This is a genomic window from Streptomyces sp. NPDC005811 (genome assembly GCF_040630405.1).
Lineage (GTDB): Bacteria > Actinomycetota > Actinomycetes > Streptomycetales > Streptomycetaceae > Streptomyces.
Window position 1 is genome coordinate 170,028 of the sequence record NZ_JBEXXK010000019.1, and the last position, 15,246, is coordinate 185,273.

At 70.1% G+C, this 15,246-nt stretch carries 15 protein-coding genes and 2 rRNA genes; 3 read left to right on the top strand and 14 right to left on the bottom strand.

Features of this window, described 5'->3' with window-relative positions; all coding sequences use genetic code 11:
- Positions 1-2 precede the first annotated feature (2 nt).
- From ABZ490_RS22025 to ABZ490_RS22035, 3 genes are all read right to left on the bottom strand, one after another.
- The gene (locus ABZ490_RS22025) at positions 3-1,703 is read right to left on the bottom strand and encodes a glutamyl-tRNA reductase (protein ID WP_358992486.1); all 1,701 of its coding nucleotides are present in this window, start codon (positions 1,701-1,703) and stop codon (positions 3-5) included.
- Entirely contained in the window at positions 1,700-2,464 is a 765-nt protein-coding gene (locus ABZ490_RS22030; RefSeq protein ID WP_358992488.1) for a redox-sensing transcriptional repressor Rex, read from the bottom strand. Before ABZ490_RS22030 ends, ABZ490_RS22025 begins: the two co-directional genes overlap by 4 nt.
- Before the next feature lie 273 nt (positions 2,465-2,737).
- Positions 2,738-3,022 (bottom strand): glutaredoxin family protein, encoded by a 285-nt coding sequence (locus ABZ490_RS22035; RefSeq protein ID WP_358992489.1) that lies wholly within the window; start codon positions 3,020-3,022, stop codon positions 2,738-2,740.
- Between the two features lie 107 nt (positions 3,023-3,129).
- Here ABZ490_RS22035 and ABZ490_RS22040 point away from each other — a divergent pair, with 107 nt between their 5' ends.
- The 3 genes from ABZ490_RS22040 to ABZ490_RS22050 all read left to right on the top strand — a co-directional run bounded on the left by ABZ490_RS22040 (position 3,130) and on the right by ABZ490_RS22050 (position 6,666).
- The gene (locus tag ABZ490_RS22040) at positions 3,130-4,062 is read left to right on the top strand and encodes an HAD-IB family hydrolase (protein ID WP_358992491.1); all 933 of its coding nucleotides are present in this window, start codon (positions 3,130-3,132) and stop codon (positions 4,060-4,062) included.
- A gap of 329 nt (positions 4,063-4,391) precedes the next feature.
- A complete protein-coding gene (locus ABZ490_RS22045; RefSeq protein ID WP_358992493.1) occupies positions 4,392-5,180 on the top strand; it encodes an ECF subfamily RNA polymerase sigma factor, BldN family in 789 nt (262 codons plus the stop codon).
- A 250-nt stretch (positions 5,181-5,430) separates the two neighbouring features.
- Positions 5,431-6,666: a DUF5667 domain-containing protein gene (locus ABZ490_RS22050; RefSeq protein WP_358992495.1), complete on the top strand. Its 1,236-nt coding sequence runs from the start codon at positions 5,431-5,433 to the stop codon at positions 6,664-6,666.
- 61 nt (positions 6,667-6,727) lie between these two features.
- Here the strand turns inward: ABZ490_RS22050 and ABZ490_RS22055 are convergent, their stop codons facing one another.
- The 11 genes from ABZ490_RS22055 to ABZ490_RS22105 form a co-directional block, all read right to left on the bottom strand.
- A complete protein-coding gene (locus tag ABZ490_RS22055) occupies positions 6,728-7,789 on the bottom strand; it encodes a lysophospholipid acyltransferase family protein (RefSeq protein ID WP_358992497.1) in 1,062 nt (353 codons plus the stop codon).
- Between the two features lie 14 nt (positions 7,790-7,803).
- Positions 7,804-8,898 carry an NAD-dependent epimerase/dehydratase family protein gene (locus ABZ490_RS22060; RefSeq protein WP_358992499.1) on the bottom strand — a complete coding sequence of 365 codons (1,095 nt, stop codon included), beginning with the start codon at positions 8,896-8,898 and terminating at the stop codon, positions 7,804-7,806.
- Between the two features lie 271 nt (positions 8,899-9,169).
- Positions 9,170-9,268, bottom strand: coding sequence for an AURKAIP1/COX24 domain-containing protein (locus ABZ490_RS22065; RefSeq protein WP_003948845.1), 99 nt, complete (start codon positions 9,266-9,268; stop codon positions 9,170-9,172).
- A gap of 122 nt (positions 9,269-9,390) precedes the next feature.
- Positions 9,391-9,603 (bottom strand): helix-turn-helix domain-containing protein, encoded by a 213-nt coding sequence (locus ABZ490_RS22070; protein ID WP_004984898.1) that lies wholly within the window; start codon positions 9,601-9,603, stop codon positions 9,391-9,393.
- Positions 9,604-9,732: 129 nt separating this feature from the next.
- Complete coding sequence (locus tag ABZ490_RS22075) at positions 9,733-10,530, bottom strand: phosphatase (protein WP_358992501.1); 798 nt, start codon at positions 10,528-10,530, stop codon at positions 9,733-9,735.
- Positions 10,531-10,992: 462 nt separating this feature from the next.
- Positions 10,993-12,165: an acetoin utilization protein AcuC gene (locus ABZ490_RS22080; protein WP_358992503.1), complete on the bottom strand. Its 1,173-nt coding sequence runs from the start codon at positions 12,163-12,165 to the stop codon at positions 10,993-10,995.
- A complete protein-coding gene (locus tag ABZ490_RS22085; protein WP_358992505.1) occupies positions 12,116-13,351 on the bottom strand; it encodes an MFS transporter in 1,236 nt (411 codons plus the stop codon). Before ABZ490_RS22085 ends, ABZ490_RS22080 begins: the two co-directional genes overlap by 50 nt.
- A 66-nt stretch (positions 13,352-13,417) precedes the next feature.
- The gene (locus ABZ490_RS22090; RefSeq protein WP_358992507.1) at positions 13,418-14,110 is read right to left on the bottom strand and encodes a VC0807 family protein; all 693 of its coding nucleotides are present in this window, start codon (positions 14,108-14,110) and stop codon (positions 13,418-13,420) included.
- Positions 14,111-14,179: 69 nt separating this feature from the next.
- Complete coding sequence (locus tag ABZ490_RS22095) at positions 14,180-14,824, bottom strand: HAD family hydrolase (protein WP_358992509.1); 645 nt, start codon at positions 14,822-14,824, stop codon at positions 14,180-14,182.
- A 63-nt stretch (positions 14,825-14,887) separates the two neighbouring features.
- Positions 14,888-15,004 (bottom strand): 5S ribosomal RNA (rrf, locus tag ABZ490_RS22100).
- A gap of 87 nt (positions 15,005-15,091) precedes the next feature.
- Positions 15,092-15,246: ribosomal RNA gene (locus ABZ490_RS22105) — 23S ribosomal RNA — on the bottom strand; the annotation flags it as partial.

Consider the following 15,246-nt stretch of genomic DNA (forward strand, 5'->3'; position numbering starts at 1 on the left):
GCTCATGCCGGCCCTCGGTTCTCTGCGTTCTTCTCGGTGCTGTCCTCGGCCCGGGACACGGCGGCCACCGCCTCCTGGTCGAGGTCGAACAGGGTCCGCAGCGCGTCCGCGTACCCGGCGCCGCCGGGTTCGGCCGCGAGCTGCTTGACCCTGACGGTCGGCGCGTGCAGCAGCTTGTCGACGACGCGCTTGACCGTCTGGGTGATCTCGGCGCGGTGCTTGTCGTCGAGGCCGGGCAGCCGCCCTTCGAGGCGGGCGATCTCGTTCGCGACGACGTCCGCGGCCATCGACCGCAGCGCGACCACGGTCGGCGTGATGTGCGCGGCGCGCTGGGCGGCGCCGAACGCGGCGACCTCGTCGGCGACGATCCGCCGCACCAGGTCCACGTCGGCGGCCATGGGCGCGTCGGCGGAGGCCTCGGCGAGCGACTCGATGTCGACGAGGCGCACCCCGGCCAGCCGGTGCGCGGCGGCGTCGACGTCCCGCGGCATCGCGAGGTCGAGCACGAACAGCACCGGCGCGGGGCGTACGGGGGTGGCGACCGGCTCGGGCCTGCGGCGCTCGGGGATCCGGCCGACGGTGGCGGCGGTGGCGGCCAGCGCGGTGATCAGTTCGGCGTCCGCCTCGGGGCCGCGGCGGCCGGTGGTACGGCGGTCCACGGTCGCGTTGTCGACCCAGGCCGCGTGCTGCTCCAGGGTCGCCGCGTCCATGCCGGCCACGGCGGCCTCGCCCATCACGGAGAACCCGGGCTGCTGCTGCACGGCGGACAGGTCCAGCGGACAGCCCTCGTCGGTGCCGAGGGAGGTCGGCGGCAGGGGCCGTACGGCGGGGTGCTCCTCGTCGAAGACGACGGGCTCGCCCGTGCGGCCCTCGACGGCCGCCGCGACGGCCTCGGCGGTGAGGACGAGTCCCGTCGCGCCCGTACAGGAGACGACGACGTCGGCACGTGTCAGCTCGGCCGGCACCGATGCGATCGGGACCGCGCGGGCCGCCACGTCCGTGTGCTCGTCCTCGCCCAGTATCCGGGCGAGGCGTTCGGCGCGGTCGATGGTGCGGTTGGCGACGGCGATCTCGGTGACGCCCACCCGTGCCAGGGTCGCGGCGGCCAGCGAGGACATCGAGCCCGCGCCGATGACCAGCGCTCTTCGGCCCCGCGCCCAGTCCCGCACCTCGGCGCCGGCGGCGAGCTGTTCCAGCCCGAACGTCACCAGCGACTGTCCGGCGCGGTCGATGCCGGTCTCGGAGTGGGCGCGCTTGCCGACCCGCAGGCCCTGCTGGAACAGGTCGTTCATCAGCCGGCCGGCGGTGTGCAGCTCCTGCGCGCGGGCCAGCGAGTCCTTGAGCTGCCCGAGGATCTGTCCCTCGCCGACGACCATGGAGTCCAGTCCGCAGGCCACCGAGAACAGGTGGTGGACGGCGCGGTCCTCGTAGTGGACGTAGAGGTAGGGGGTCAGCTCCTCCAGCCCCACCCCGCTGTGCTGGGCGAGCAGCGTGGACAGCTCGGCGACACCGGCGTGGAACTTGTCCACGTCGGCGTAGAGCTCGATGCGGTTGCAGGTGGCGAGGACGGCGGCCTCGGCGGCCGGTTCGGCGGCGACCGTGTCCTGGAGCAGCTTGAGCTGGGCGTCCGGGGAGAGGGAGGCCCGCTCCAGGACGCTGACGGGCGCGCTGCGGTGGCTCAGTCCGACGACGAGGAGACTCATGCCGGCATCACGGCGGGTACGTCCCCGTCGGGCCCCTGGTCGGTGGTCTCGTCGTGCGTCACGGCCGGCGCCGGGGCGCCCTCGTGGGCGGCGCTCTCCTCGCCGGCCTTGCGCTGCTCGTGGAAGGCGAGGATCTGCAGCTCGATGGAGAGGTCGACCTTGCGCACGTCGACGCCGTCCGGGACGGACAGGACGGTCGGCGCGAAGTTCAGGATGGAGGTGACCCCGGCGGCCACGAGCCGGTCGCAGACCGGCTGGGCGGCACCGGCGGGCGTGGCGATGACACCGATCGACACGCCGTTGTCGGTGATGATCTTTTCCAGGTCGTCCGTGTGCTGCACGGGGATACCGGCGACGGGCTTGCCGGCCATCGCGGGGTCGGCGTCGATGAGGGCGGCGACCCGGAAGCCGCGGGAGGCGAACCCGCCGTAGTTGGCGAGGGCGGCGCCCAGGTTTCCGATGCCGACGATCACTACCGGCCAGTCCTGGGTGAGCCCGAGCTCACGGGAGATCTGGTAGACGAGATACTCGACGTCGTAGCCGACACCGCGCGTTCCGTAGGAACCCAGGTAGGAGAAGTCCTTGCGCAGCTTGGCGGAGTTGACCCCCGCCGCCGCGGCCAGTTCCTCGGAGGAGACCGTGGGTACCGAGCGCTCCGACAGCGCGGTCAGCGCGCGGAGGTACAGCGGAAGCCTGGCGACGGTGGCCTCGGGAATCCCTCGGCTACGGGTCGCCGGTCGGTGAGTTCGGCCAGTTGCCACGGTGCTCCTGCGGGTAGAGCGGGGCTGCGGGCGGTCACACGTACCCAGACCGCCCCGTCGACAGCAGGCTATGTCTTTGTGAACGCGTGCACAAAGATGGTGTCCGTTTTGCCCGGCCAACGTGACCGGGGTCACGCGCGTCGTTCCCAGGGACATCCCTAGGAGCATCCGTGGGGGCAAAACCGACACACTCCTCGTGAATCCCGCCCCCGAGACCAAAGCGCCATCGATCCTAAGCGACACCGGGCCCCTCTTGTACCGGTCGGTCAGTTGCTAGTCGCCCAGCGCCTTGCGCAGGCGGGTCTCGTCGACCCGCCAGAAGGTGTGCTGCCTGCCGTCCACCAGCACCACCGGGATCTGCTCCCAGTACGCGTCGTGCAGCGCCTCGTCCTGGGTGATGTCCTTCTTCTCCCAGGGCACGCCGAGGTCGCCGCACACCTTCTCGACCACGGCCTGCGCGTCCTCGCACAGATGGCAGTCGGGCTTGCCGATGAGCGTGACGAGCCGGTCCTGCGGGGCCGGCCCCTTCCGTCGAAAGAGGGGACTCATACGGGCCATTCTCGCGCCTGTTCCTCTCACCTCTTTAACGGCGCGGTCGCGGAGAGTTCACACCCACCGAACCTCGTGGCTCCGGAACCACCGAACAAACTGGCTATGCTCACGCCATGGCCGCTCTCGGATGGCTCACCCCCCGTAGGCGCTCCGCCACGGCGCGGAGCGTGTTGGCTGGCGAGGCCTCGGCTGAGGCCGCCCGCAAGTCCACTCAGGAAGAACAGCACCAGGCTCCGGAAGAGGAAGGCGCCGAACCGCAGTTCCCGGTCCACGGCGACGCGCTGGCCGCCGCCTTCTTCGACCTGGACAACACGGTGATGCAGGGCGCCGCCCTGTTCCACTTCGGCCGTGGCCTGTACAAACGCAAATTCTTCGAGACCCGCGACCTGGCCCGGTTCGCCTGGCAGCAGGCGTGGTTCCGGCTGGCCGGCGTCGAGGACCCCGAGCACATGCAGGACGCCCGCGACTCGGCCCTGTCGATCGTCAAGGGCCACCGCGTCGCCGAGCTGATGTCGATCGGCGAGGAGATCTACGACGAGTACATGGCCGAGCGCATCTGGCCGGGCACCCGGGCCCTCGCCCAGGCCCACCTGGACGCCGGTCAGAAGGTGTGGTTGGTCACAGCCGCCCCGGTGGAGATCGCCACGGTGATCGCCCGCCGCCTCGGCCTCACCGGCGCCCTCGGCACGGTCGCCGAGTCGGTCGACGGCGTCTACACGGGCAAGCTCGTCGGCGAGCCGCTGCACGGCCCCGCCAAGGCGGAGGCGGTCCGCGCCCTGGCCGCGGCGGAGGGCCTCGACCTCTCGCGCTGCGCCGCCTACAGCGACTCCCACAACGACATCCCGATGCTCTCCCTGGTCGGCCACCCCTACGCGATCAACCCCGACTCCAAGCTCCGCAAACACGCCCGGGGCCTCGACTGGCGCCTGCGCGACTACCGCACGGGCCGCAAGGCGGCGAAGGTCGGCATCCCGGCGGCGGCCGGGGTGGGCGCGGTCGCGGGCGGCACGGCGGCGGCGATCGCCCTGCACAAACGGCGTCGCTGACCCCCGACGGCCCCCCGACGGACCCACGCTGAACAGACGGTCGTACCCCCCGGTGCGGCCGTCTATTCGCGTTGTCCGCGCACAGCCACAACACGCGCCCGACCGACCGGAAACTCAAGCCTTTCCGATCAATAAGCGCTCACCCTGTGAAACTTGATCGCACACCAATCGGGCACAGAAGCGACGTAATCGAAGTTTTGAGCAACTCGGTGTAGCAGCGCCTGCACGAAGCGTTATTCTCCTCAGACGCAAACCGGTACCCCCCTGTCGCTACGACGGGTGAAAGGTCCCGCACTGCACGTGATGGAAGCTCTGCCTCTGGGAGTCCCGTGTACCCACACGTCGGGGTTGACGCCTCGGGCCTGGCTACGCTGCGCGCAACAGTCGCCACGATCAAAGAGTCGCTGCGCGTCCCCACCGCGTACGGCGTCCCCGCCCTCGCCACCGCAGTCCCCGCGGGACCCGCGGGCCCCTGCTACGCCCTGGCGGAAAGCAGTGCCGCGGTCGGCAGACGAGGACGCTCGGCCAACGGCGCGACCCCTTCGGCCCGCCGTCCCGCGGCCGACAGCGACAGCGCCCGGATGATGGACCTCGTCGAACGCGCCCAGGCCGGCGAGGCCGACGCGTTCGGGCGCCTGTACGACCAGTACAGCGACACCGTCTACCGCTACATCTACTACCGCGTCGGCGGCAAGGCGACCGCCGAGGACCTCACCAGTGAGACGTTCCTGCGCGCCCTGCGCCGGATCGGCACCTTCACCTGGCAGGGCCGTGACTTCGGCGCCTGGCTCGTGACCATCGCCCGCAACCTCGTCGCCGACCACTTCAAGTCCAGCCGCTTCCGGCTGGAGGTGACCACCGGCGAGATGCTCGACGCCAACGAGGTCGAGCGCTCCCCCGAGGACTCCGTCCTGGAGTCCCTCTCCAACGCCGCCCTGCTGGACGCCGTACGCCGGCTCAACCCCCAGCAGCAGGAATGCGTCACCCTCCGCTTCCTGCAGGGCCTGTCCGTCGCCGAGACCGCTCGGGTGATGGGCAAGAACGAGGGTGCCATCAAGACCCTCCAGTACCGCGCCGTCCGCACCCTCGCCCGGCTCCTGCCGGACGACGCCCGCTGAGCCCGGCCGGGCCCGGTGCGTCAACTGTCGGCGATCCCCAACTCACGTTCAGTGAAAGTCCGTTGCCTTCCCGATCCGTTCATCCGCCGTCCGTAACCCAAGTGCCGCGCCAGTCGTTGTGCGGGATACAGGCTCCCTGTGGTCACGTCCCGGCCGACCCCGATCACTCGATCGTGGGAAAGCAGAACGGGCCGTGCAACCCTCGAGATCCCCGGGGAGTCGACCGTCATGACGAGAGGAGGTGCCGCCAGTGATCGCGAACGTATCGGCGCACCGGCGGGCGAACGCCTTCGCCCAGGCTCTGGAGGAGCAGTCCGACCAGAGCACGGCGGCCGAGCAGACCGAAGGATCACCGCCGGCGTCGGCCGCTGCGGACCAGACCGAGCGGGGCCGCCTCCTGGCCCTCGCGACGAGTCTCGCCGAGCTGCCCAAACCGGAACTCGACCCCGAGGTCAAGGTCGTCCAGCGGGCCCAGTTGGTCGCCGCGATGGAGGCCATGCTGCAAGCGGGCACCGCAGGAGGCGAAGCGGCGGACAGGTCCGTACCCGAACAACGGTCCTCCCGGGCCAAGGGCGGCGCACACCGGGCGAGCCCCCTGGGAAAGCTCCGGCCGCGCAGCCGGATCGCCAAGGGCCTCACCGCGGGCGGCCTGAGCGTGGGCGTGGCCGCGGGGGCCTTCGGCGGGGTGGCGGCCGCGAGTTCCGACGCCCTCCCCGGTGACGGGCTCTACGGCCTCAAGCGCGGCATCGAGGACTTCAAGCTGAACTACCTGTCCGACGGCGACGACGAACGCGGCCGGACGTACCTCGACCAGGCCTCCACCCGGCTCAGTGAGGCCCGCCGCCTCATGGAGCGCGGCCGCGGCGGCCACCTCGACCACGAATCACTGAGCGAGATCCGCCGCGCCCTCAGCGGGATGCAGCACGACGCCGCCGAGGGCCACCGACTGCTCCACGAGGCGTTCGAGCGCGATCCGGACTCCCTGGCCCCCATCCAGGCCCTGGACTCGTTCTCCCGCTCCCACCGTGAGGCCTGGGGCGCCCTGCGCGAGAGACTGCCCGTCCAGCTGGGCGACGTCAGTCAGCAGGTGTCGTCGGTCTTCGAGGCCATAGACGAAGAGGTCGCCCCGCTGCAGTCCCGGCTCCCCCGTCCCCCCGCCCAGGGCGGCACCGGCAGACAGGGCTCCGGCTCGTCGTCCGCCGACACCTCGACCGGCACCGGGCACTCCACGAGCCCCGGCACCGGCGACACCGCCCAGACCGGCGGCACGGGCACGGGCAGCGGCCCCAGCAAGTCGGCCGGCTCCGGCACGACCGACGACGGCCTCCTGGGCGGCAGCACGGGCGGCCTCCTGGACCAGCCGGAGGGCAGCACCTCGACCTCCCCGTCGACGAGCACCCCCTCCACCGCCCCCGACGTCACCATCCCGCCCCTCCTCCCCGGCCTCCTCCCCGGCCTGGGCATCGACAGCGAGGACGCGAGCTAGCAACACCGGTGGGGGCGGCCCTCAGAGAGGACCGCCCCCACCGCCGTACACCCCGAAGCCCCTAGAAGAACACCGACCTCCGCTGCACCAGCAGCTTGTACAGCGTGTGCTGGATCTGTTCCCGTACCTGGTCGGTCAGGTTGAACATCAGCATCGGGTCCTCCGCCGCCTCCGGCGGATAGCCATCCGTCGGGATCGGCTCCCCGAACTGGATCGTCCACTTCGTCGGCAGCGGCACCGCCCCCAGCGGACCGAGCCACGGGAAGGTCGGCGTCAGCGGGAAGTACGGGAATCCGAGCACCCGCGCCAGCGTCTTCGCGTTGCCGATCATCGGATAGATCTCCTCCGCCCCGACGATCGAGCAGGGAATGATCGGCGCGCCCTGCCGCAGCGCCGTCGAGACGAAACCGCCCCGGCCGAACCGCTGGAGCTTGTAGCGCTCGCTGAACGGCTTCCCGATGCCCTTGAAGCCCTCCGGCATCACCCCGACCAGCTCTCCCGCCCCGAGCAGCCGCTCCGCGTCCTCCGCGCAGGCGAGCGTGTGCCCGAGCTTGCGCGCCAGCTCGTTGACGACCGGCAGCACGAACACCAGATCGGCGGCGAGCAGCCGCAGATGACGGCCCGCCGGATGCTTGTCGTGCACGGCGACCTGCATCATCAGACCGTCCAGCGGCACCGTCCCCGAGTGGTTGGCGACGATCAGCGCCCCACCCTCCGCCGGGATGTTCTCGATGCCCTTGACCTCGACCCGGAAGTACTTCTCGTACACCGGCCGCAGCAGCGACATCAGGACCTGGTCGGTGAGCTCCTCGTCGTAACCGAAGTCGTCGACCTCGTAGTCACCCGTGAGCCGCCGCCGCAGGAAGGACAGCCCGCCCGCGATACGCCGCTCCAGGCCCCCCTCGTCCCGCGCATCCGTCGTCACAGGAACATCATCCTGCCCAACAGCCCTGGTGGGCAGGGGCTGGACCTCGCCGATCTCACCGGCCTCGGCAAGCTCACGGACCGGTGCGGGCTCACCGTTCTTGCGCCGGCTCCCGACACCCCTGCGCCGCGACGGCCGCGCAGAGGCGCCCCCGCGGGTCCGGTCGTCGTCGAACGGAATGACCTTGGCGTCCGCCATCGTTGATGCGCTCCTCAGTTCGCGCTCGGCGTCGGGGGGTGGGCCACGGCGGGGCCGGAGCCACCGCCGGAGCCGCTGCGGGCGAGCGGCGGCAGCGTACCGACCCGGTCGACGGCCCGCGCGACGGCCTCGGGCGGCAGCAGCCCGGGCCCCTGACTGCGCGCGAAGTCCGCGAACGTCTCCGCCGTCGTGTACCGCGGAGCGAACCCCAGCGTCTCGCGCATCTGCGTGGTCGACACGACCCGCCCATGGGTCAGCAGCCGGATCTGCTCGGGCGAGAAGTCCGTCATCCCCAGTGTCCGCACCAGCGACCCCGCCCAGGTGACGGCCGGCAGCAGCAGCGGCACGGTGGGCCGCCCGAGCCGCCGCGAGCACTGCGACAGCAGCAGCACGCCGTCCCCGGCGATGTTGAAGGTCCCGCTGTTGAGCGTGCCGCGGGCCGGCTCGTGCGAGGCGATCCGCAGCACCTCGATCACATCGTCCTCGTGCACGAACTGCAGCCGAGGGTCGTAGCCGAACACCGTCGGCAGCACGGGCAGCGCGAAGTACGAGGCGAGCGGGGTCTCGGCGGCCGGCCCCAGGATGTTCGCGAACCGCAGCACGCACACGGCCACATCGGGCCGCCGCCGCGCGAACCCGCGCACATACCCCTCGACCTCGACGGTGTCCTTGGCGAACCCTCCGCTGGGCAGGGACTTGGCGGAGGTCGTCTCGGTGAAGACCGCCGGATCCCGGGGCGCGGACCCGTACACATTGGTACTGGACTTGACCACCAGCCGCTTCACCGTGGGCGACTTCTGGCAGGCGCCGAGCAGCTGCATGGTCCCGATGACGTTGGTCTCCTTGACCGTCGTCCGGCTGCCGCTGCCCAGCGCGGTCGCCGTCACATCGAGATGGACGACGGTGTCGGCGCCGCTCTCGGCCAGCACGCGCGCGATGGTGGGCTGCCGGATGTCGGCCTGGACGAACTCGGCACCGCCCAGATGATGCTCGGGCCGCACGGCGTCCACCCCGACGACCCGGTCGACATCCGGGTCACGCTGAATCCGTCGGACGAACCGGCCCCCCAGCTGGCGGGCCACTCCGGTCACGAGCACGACCTTCCCCAAGACCAGCGCCTTCCTCTCGTCCGCACTGATGCACTGCTCGTACCCTGCCGCGTTCCCCGTGTGCGGGCCAACCTATCGGGTCGATGTTGCGCTGCGATGACCGACCGATGCACGAAGTGACGGCGTGAATCGGCGCCCGTCCAGCCATACGCACGCCATTCAGCCCACCGCACGCCACCCGGACATGCGTGTGGCCCCCGCCGGCAGAACCGGCTGGGGGCCACACCACGCTTCCGCGGCTCGCGCGTCGCGAAGAAGTGAAGGACGGGCCTTACTTCTTGTTACGACGCTGAACGCGCGTGCGCTTGAGCAGCTTGCGGTGCTTCTTCTTGGCCATCCGCTTGCGCCGCTTCTTGATAACAGAGCCCACGACTACCCTCGCTCACTTCTCATCACTCGGTGTTTGGGCGCCATGGGCCCATACGACCTACGAGGGGACAGCCTACCCGCCCGAGCGCCGAGGTCGTAATCGAGGGCTCCGGAGGGGTTCCGTCAGGCGGTTTCCACCCCCACATAACTCTCGCGGAGGTACTCGTGGACCGCTTGCTCGGGGACGCGGAAGGACCGCCCCACCCGGATCGCGGGCAGATGACCACTGTGCACCAGCCGGTACACGGTCATCTTGGACACTCGCATCACCGAGGCGACTTCCGCCACGGTAAGGAACTGAACCTCGTTCAGAGGCCTTTCGCCTGCTGCAGCCATGACACACCTGAACCTTCCGCACTCGACGGCCACCGGCTTCCCCTTCCGGTGACTCTTCGTCGTTGCGTGCTCACTCCCCAATGTAGGGGCGGGTGATGCGAGTGGGGAAGAGGTGCACCCATCGCAGGCCTACTGTGACAGACACGCTCGATTGAGTACGTAGCGGGTCAGCGGCAGGTAGTAATCGGACCGGACACCGTCATCAAGTGGAACGACGACGGATACGACCCCCTCCGCCTCCCCCACGAAGAGCGCCGGGTCATCCGTATCGGCCAGCCCGATGGCCTCGACCCCCAGCTGACCTGCACCGCAGACCCAGCCATGGTCCCCGATCACAAGATCGGGCAGGCCCTCGCCCGCCGCGGCGGCCGCCTCGAGCGCCACCCGAACCGGCAGCGGGGAATGGCTGTGCACGGGGGTCGCACAACCGGCGCGTTCACCACTGCACTCCCGCACGACCCCGACCCCTCTGACGTAGTCAAGATTGCAGGTACGTAGACCGAACCGGGTCGTTATGTCGACACAGTGACCCTGCGCGGGGGTGAGGACAACACATCCCACCGCCGACAAAGCGTCCGCAAGTCCGGCGTAGAACTCCAGCAGCCGGTCCGGATGCCCGGTCCCGAGCAGCACGCTCCCACCACGCTGGGCAACCGCCCCCACCCGCTCCCCGAAGGCGTCCAGCGCGGCGACGGTCCGTTCGGGATCAATCACATCCTGCCCTGAAACACACAGCGGATCGTCCGAAACCCCACACTTCTCCGCCATCAACGCAACCAACTCCCGCACCCCCCAGTCCCCTTCGGGACACACCCCGATCAACACCCGGGGATCCCGAGCGGCGAACCCCCGATACCTCCGCAGACTCACCTCCCGAGCGGTCCCCACCACCCCCGCGAGCCCCACCCCCAAGAGATAACCCCGCATCCCACCCACATCCCTGAACACCCTCCCGATACTCCCGCAAGCCGAATTCCCCGGGCGCTGAACGGGGGGAAGTGAGCACGGTTGGCGTAAGGGGGGTGGGGTTTGGGGTCCAGGGGCGAAGCCTTGCGAGGGGTGCGGGGGTGCAGGGGTGCAGGGGTGCAGGTGACGGAGCCCAGCAGGGGTGCAGGGGCGAAGCCCAGCAGGGGTGCAGGGGACGCAGTCCCCGCCGGGAGCCGGGGCGGAGCCCCGCGAGGGGTGCAGGGGACGCAGTCCCCGCCGGGGGAGCCGGGGCGGAGCCCCGGAGAGGGTGACCTCCCACCCACCGAGTCGGGCGGGCGGGTGGGTGGGTGGGCAGGCCCGCAGGGGTGCAGGGGACGCAGTCCCCGCCGGGGTCCGGGGCGGAGCCCCGGAGGAGGGCCACTTCCCCACCCACCGAGTCGGGCGGGCGGGTGGGCCAGACCCCTACGCCAACAACCCCCGCAACGGAAAAACCGCCCGCCGCGCAGCCAGCACCGCCTGATCCAACCGATCCGCAGGGTCGTACCCCGCCTCCCACGCCCCCCACGACACCGGCCACCGCCCATCACTCATCCGCACCGGCGCCAACTGCCGAGTCCGAGCAAACACCTCCGCCCGCCAACTCTCCGGAATCACCGTCTCCGGCGCCACCTCCCTCCCCGCCACGATCCCCACCAGATGCGCCCACGACCGCGGCACCACCTCCACCACGGCGTAACCACCCCCACCCAACGCGACCCACTTCCCCCCGGCGTACGCATGGGCCAACTCATGACAAGCCACCTGCACGGCCCGCTGCGCATCCAGCGACACCGCCAAATGGGCCAGCGGATCCTCGAAATGCGTATCGGCCCCATGCTGCGTCACCAGCACATCCGGCCGGAAGTCAGCGATCAGCTCCGGCACCACCGCATGGAACGCCCGCAACCACCCCGCGTCCCCGGTCCCCGCCGGCAGCGCCACGTTCACCGCCGACCCCTCCCCGGCCCCCGCCCCGATCTCCTCCGGCCACCCGGTCTGCGGGAACAACGTCCGAGGATGCTCGTGCAACGAGATCGTCAGCACCCGCGGATCCTCCCAGAACGCGGCCTGCACCCCGTCCCCGTGATGCACGTCCACATCGACATAGGCGACCCGCTCGGCCCCCAACTCCAGCAACCGCGCAATGGCCAGCGACGCGTCGTTGTAGATGCAGAACCCCGACGCACCACCAGGCATCGCATGATGCAGCCCACCCGCGAAGTTCACCGCGTGCAGCGCGTCCCCCCGCCACACCGCCTCCGCCGCCCCTACCGACAACCCGGCGATGACCGACGACACCTCGTGCATCCCGAGGAACGCCGGATCGTCCACCGTCCCCAGCCCGTACCCCTGGTCGGCGGCCCCGGGATCCGCCGAAGCCGCTTTCACGGCCTCGACGTAGTCCTCCCGGTGCACCAGCCGCAGCGTCGAATCACCGGCCGGCTTCGCCCCTACGACCGCCAGCTCCCGGTCGAGCCCGAGGGCACCCACCAGCTTCCGGGTCAGCTCCAGCCGTACCGGATCCATCGGATGTTCCGGACCGAAGTCATAGCCCGTTACTGCCTCGTCCCACATCAGCTGTGCGCGGCCGCTCATGCCCGCCACCGTATCGGTCCGGTTGAGCGACGAACGACCTGGCGTACACCAACGTCACCAGCACCAACACCATCGGCACCACCATCGCCCCCCGGTAGCTCCACGCGTCCCCCAGCGCCCCAACCAACGGCGACCCCACCAGGAACCCGACGTAGTTGAAGACGTTCAGCCGGGCGATGGCCGCGTCCGACGCCCCGGGGAACAACCGCCCCGCCGCCGCGAAGGTCTGCGGCACCAGCACACACAGCCCCAGCCCCACCAGCGTGAACCCGCCCATCCCCACCCAGGCCCCCGGCGCCACCGCCACCACCGCGAACCCGGCCGCCGCCACCAGCGCCCCCAGCCGCACCACGGCCGCCGCCCCGAACCGCCGTACCCCGAAGTCCCCGATGGTCCGCCCGACCAGCGTGGTCACCATGTACACGTTGTACGGCACGGTCGCGAGCTGCTCGGAGCTCCCCAGCACGTCCTGCAGATACTTCGCACTCCAGTTGGAGACGGTCGAGTCCCCGATGTACGCGAAGGACATCACCAGACACAGCGGCAGCAGCAGCTTGAAGACGAGGCCCCCACCGTCCCGCCCCGTCTCCTCCGCGACGCCCCCGACCCCGTCCGCGACGCCCCCGGCGCCCCCGTCGACGTACCACCGACTGGCCACCAACGCCGCCGGCATCAGCACCACCACCACCGGCAGATACGACAGCCACAGCGCGAGGTGCCAGTGCGCCCCCACCCACGCGAGCGAGGCCCCCACGATCCCGCCGAGGCTGTACGCCGCATGGAAGCTCAGCATGATGCTGCGCCCGTACGCCCGCTGGAGACTCACCCCCAGCATGTTCATCGACGCGTCGAGCGCCCCCACCGCGAGCCCGAACACGGCCAGCGAGAGCGCCAGGACGGCCATCGCGTCCCCCGACCCCACCCCGACCAGCGCCAGCAGCACCACCGGCTGGGACCAGCGCAGCAGCAGGCTGGCGGGTATCCGCTTCACCAGCTGCTCGGTCGTCACGCTCCCGACCCCGGCCAGCACGGGCACCGCGGCGAGGAAGACCGGCAGCAGCCCGTCCGAGACACCGTACCGGTCCTGGATCGCCGGAATCCGGGTCACGAGCAGAGCGAACGCGGCCCCCTGCGCAAAGAAACTGAACGCCAGAGAGGCCCTACCGCGCCGCAGCACTTCTGTCATGGCGGCGAGCGTAGGGCCCCGGCGTACTCGTGGGTAGATCCAGCCAAAGATGAATTTCCCTCAGCTTTACTTCACGCCGACCAGAACCGGCACCTGCTGCCCCGCGACCTCACGCTCACCGGCCTCCGCACCGAGCATCCCCGCCATCGGCCCGGCCGCCAGCGCACCGCTCACCACGACCCCGGTGCCGATCGCCACCACCATCACCACGGACCCCAGCCACACCATCGTGTCCACGGGCACCGTGTACGCCCCTACGACCCGCACCACGCACTCCGCGAGCAGGACGACGCCCCAGACCACCGAGTAGACCCGCTCGGCCCGCAGGAAGGCCGCGGAGCGCTCCGACCCGCCCGACAGCAGCCGCTCCCAGGCGGCCTCACGGTCGGCCTTGCCCTTCACCAGGAACGGCTTGAGCCCCGCGGTCATCATCGGCCTCCCCAGCCACACGGACACGAGGATCCCGATGCCGACCGTGCTGCTGAGCGCGCTGTCCTTGGCGAGCATCAGCCGCGGGTCGCCGGCGACGAAGCTGAGCAGCAGCCCGACGACGTTCACCAGCAGGATCAGCCCGGCGAACCCGTTGACCCTGCGCTCCTGGACCACGCTCCACACCGTGCGGACCGCGGGCCCGACGCTGCTCCAGGCGAGCGCCGCGAACGTGCTCATCCCGAACGCGTTCTTGAACAGGTAGTACGACCCGATCGGCACCGCCACGTCCAGGAGGAGCGGCACAAAGGCGTTCGTCTTCTTCGTCATGCCCTCAGCTTCGCCGCAGGCAGGGGTCCGCCAGTAGAAACGAACGTAAGCAACTCGGCATGACAAATGTCAGGCCAGCAGCCCGGTCAACTCCCCCATGCCGGAGAAGAGTTGCGTGGCACCGGCGAGCTTCGCGGCCGGCGTCATCGCGGTGAACCCGAGCACGTCCATCCCGGCCGCCACGGCCGCCTGGACCCCGAGCGGGGAATCCTCCACGACCACGCACCGCCCCGGGGCCACCCCCATCCGCTCGGCGGCGTACAGGAACAGATCGGGCGCCGGCTTCCCCTTCCCCACGTCCTGCGAGCTGAAGATCCGCTCCTCGTCGAACCACCGGTCGAGCCCGGTCGTCCGATGCCCCACCCGAATCCGCTCATGACTCCCTGAAGACGCCACGCAGTACGGCACCTCGTCCGCAACCAGCTTCTCCAGTACGTCGACGACCCCGCCGACGGCCTCCAGCTCCCGTTCGAAGGCCGCGAACACCCTCCGGTGGAAGACGTCGTCGAACTCGGCCGGCAGCCGCTCCCCCGTCCGCGCCTCGACCAGGTCGTGGACCCGGTGCATCGCCGATCCCATGTAGTCCCGGATGGAGTCCTCGTAGCTGGTGGGGTACCCGAGCTCGGTGAGATAGGAGGCCAGCAGCCGGTTGGAGATGGGTTCGCTGTCCACCAGGACACCATCGTTGTCGAAGATCACCAGGTCGTAGCGCATGGAATGAACCCTAAACGCAGAAAACCCCCGCACCATACGGTGCGGGGGTCTCCCGGAATGATTGTTCGGCGGTGTCCTACTCTCCCACAGGGTCCCCCCTGCAGTACCATCGGCGCTGTGAGGCTTAGCTTCCGGGTTCGGAATGTAACCGGGCGTTTCCCTCACGCTATGACCACCGAAACACTATGAAACTGTTTCAGCCGCACCGTATGTGGCCATACGGGGCCGTTCGTGGTTTCAGAACCAACACAGTGGACGCGAGCAACTGAGGACAAGCCCTCGGCCTATTAGTACCGGTCACCTCCACACATTACTGTGCTTCCAGATCCGGCCTATCAACCCAGTCGTCTACTGGGAGCCTTACCCCATCAAGTGGGTGGGAATACTCATCTCGAAGCAGGCTTCCCGCTTAGATGCTTTCA

Excerpts from the sequence above, each read along its gene's own strand:
- ABZ490_RS22025 (WP_358992486.1), bottom strand. The coding sequence starts at position 1,703 with ATGAGTCTCCTCGTCGTCGGACTGAGCCACCGCAGCGCGCCCGTCAGC.
- ABZ490_RS22035 (WP_358992489.1), bottom strand. The coding sequence starts at position 3,022 with ATGGCCCGTATGAGTCCCCTCTTTCGACGGAAGGGGCCGGCCCCGCAG.
- ABZ490_RS22040 (WP_358992491.1), top strand. The coding sequence starts at position 3,130 with ATGGCCGCTCTCGGATGGCTCACCCCCCGTAGGCGCTCCGCCACGGCG.
- ABZ490_RS22055 (WP_358992497.1), bottom strand. The coding sequence starts at position 7,789 with ATGGCGGACGCCAAGGTCATTCCGTTCGACGACGACCGGACCCGCGGG.
- ABZ490_RS22070 (WP_004984898.1), bottom strand. The coding sequence starts at position 9,603 with ATGGCTGCAGCAGGCGAAAGGCCTCTGAACGAGGTTCAGTTCCTTACC.
- ABZ490_RS22075 (WP_358992501.1), bottom strand. The coding sequence starts at position 10,530 with ATGCGGGGTTATCTCTTGGGGGTGGGGCTCGCGGGGGTGGTGGGGACC.
- ABZ490_RS22080 (WP_358992503.1), bottom strand. The coding sequence starts at position 12,165 with ATGAGCGGCCGCGCACAGCTGATGTGGGACGAGGCAGTAACGGGCTAT.
- ABZ490_RS22085 (WP_358992505.1), bottom strand. The coding sequence starts at position 13,351 with ATGACAGAAGTGCTGCGGCGCGGTAGGGCCTCTCTGGCGTTCAGTTTC.
- ABZ490_RS22090 (WP_358992507.1), bottom strand. The coding sequence starts at position 14,110 with ATGACGAAGAAGACGAACGCCTTTGTGCCGCTCCTCCTGGACGTGGCG.
- ABZ490_RS22095 (WP_358992509.1), bottom strand. The coding sequence starts at position 14,824 with ATGCGCTACGACCTGGTGATCTTCGACAACGATGGTGTCCTGGTGGAC.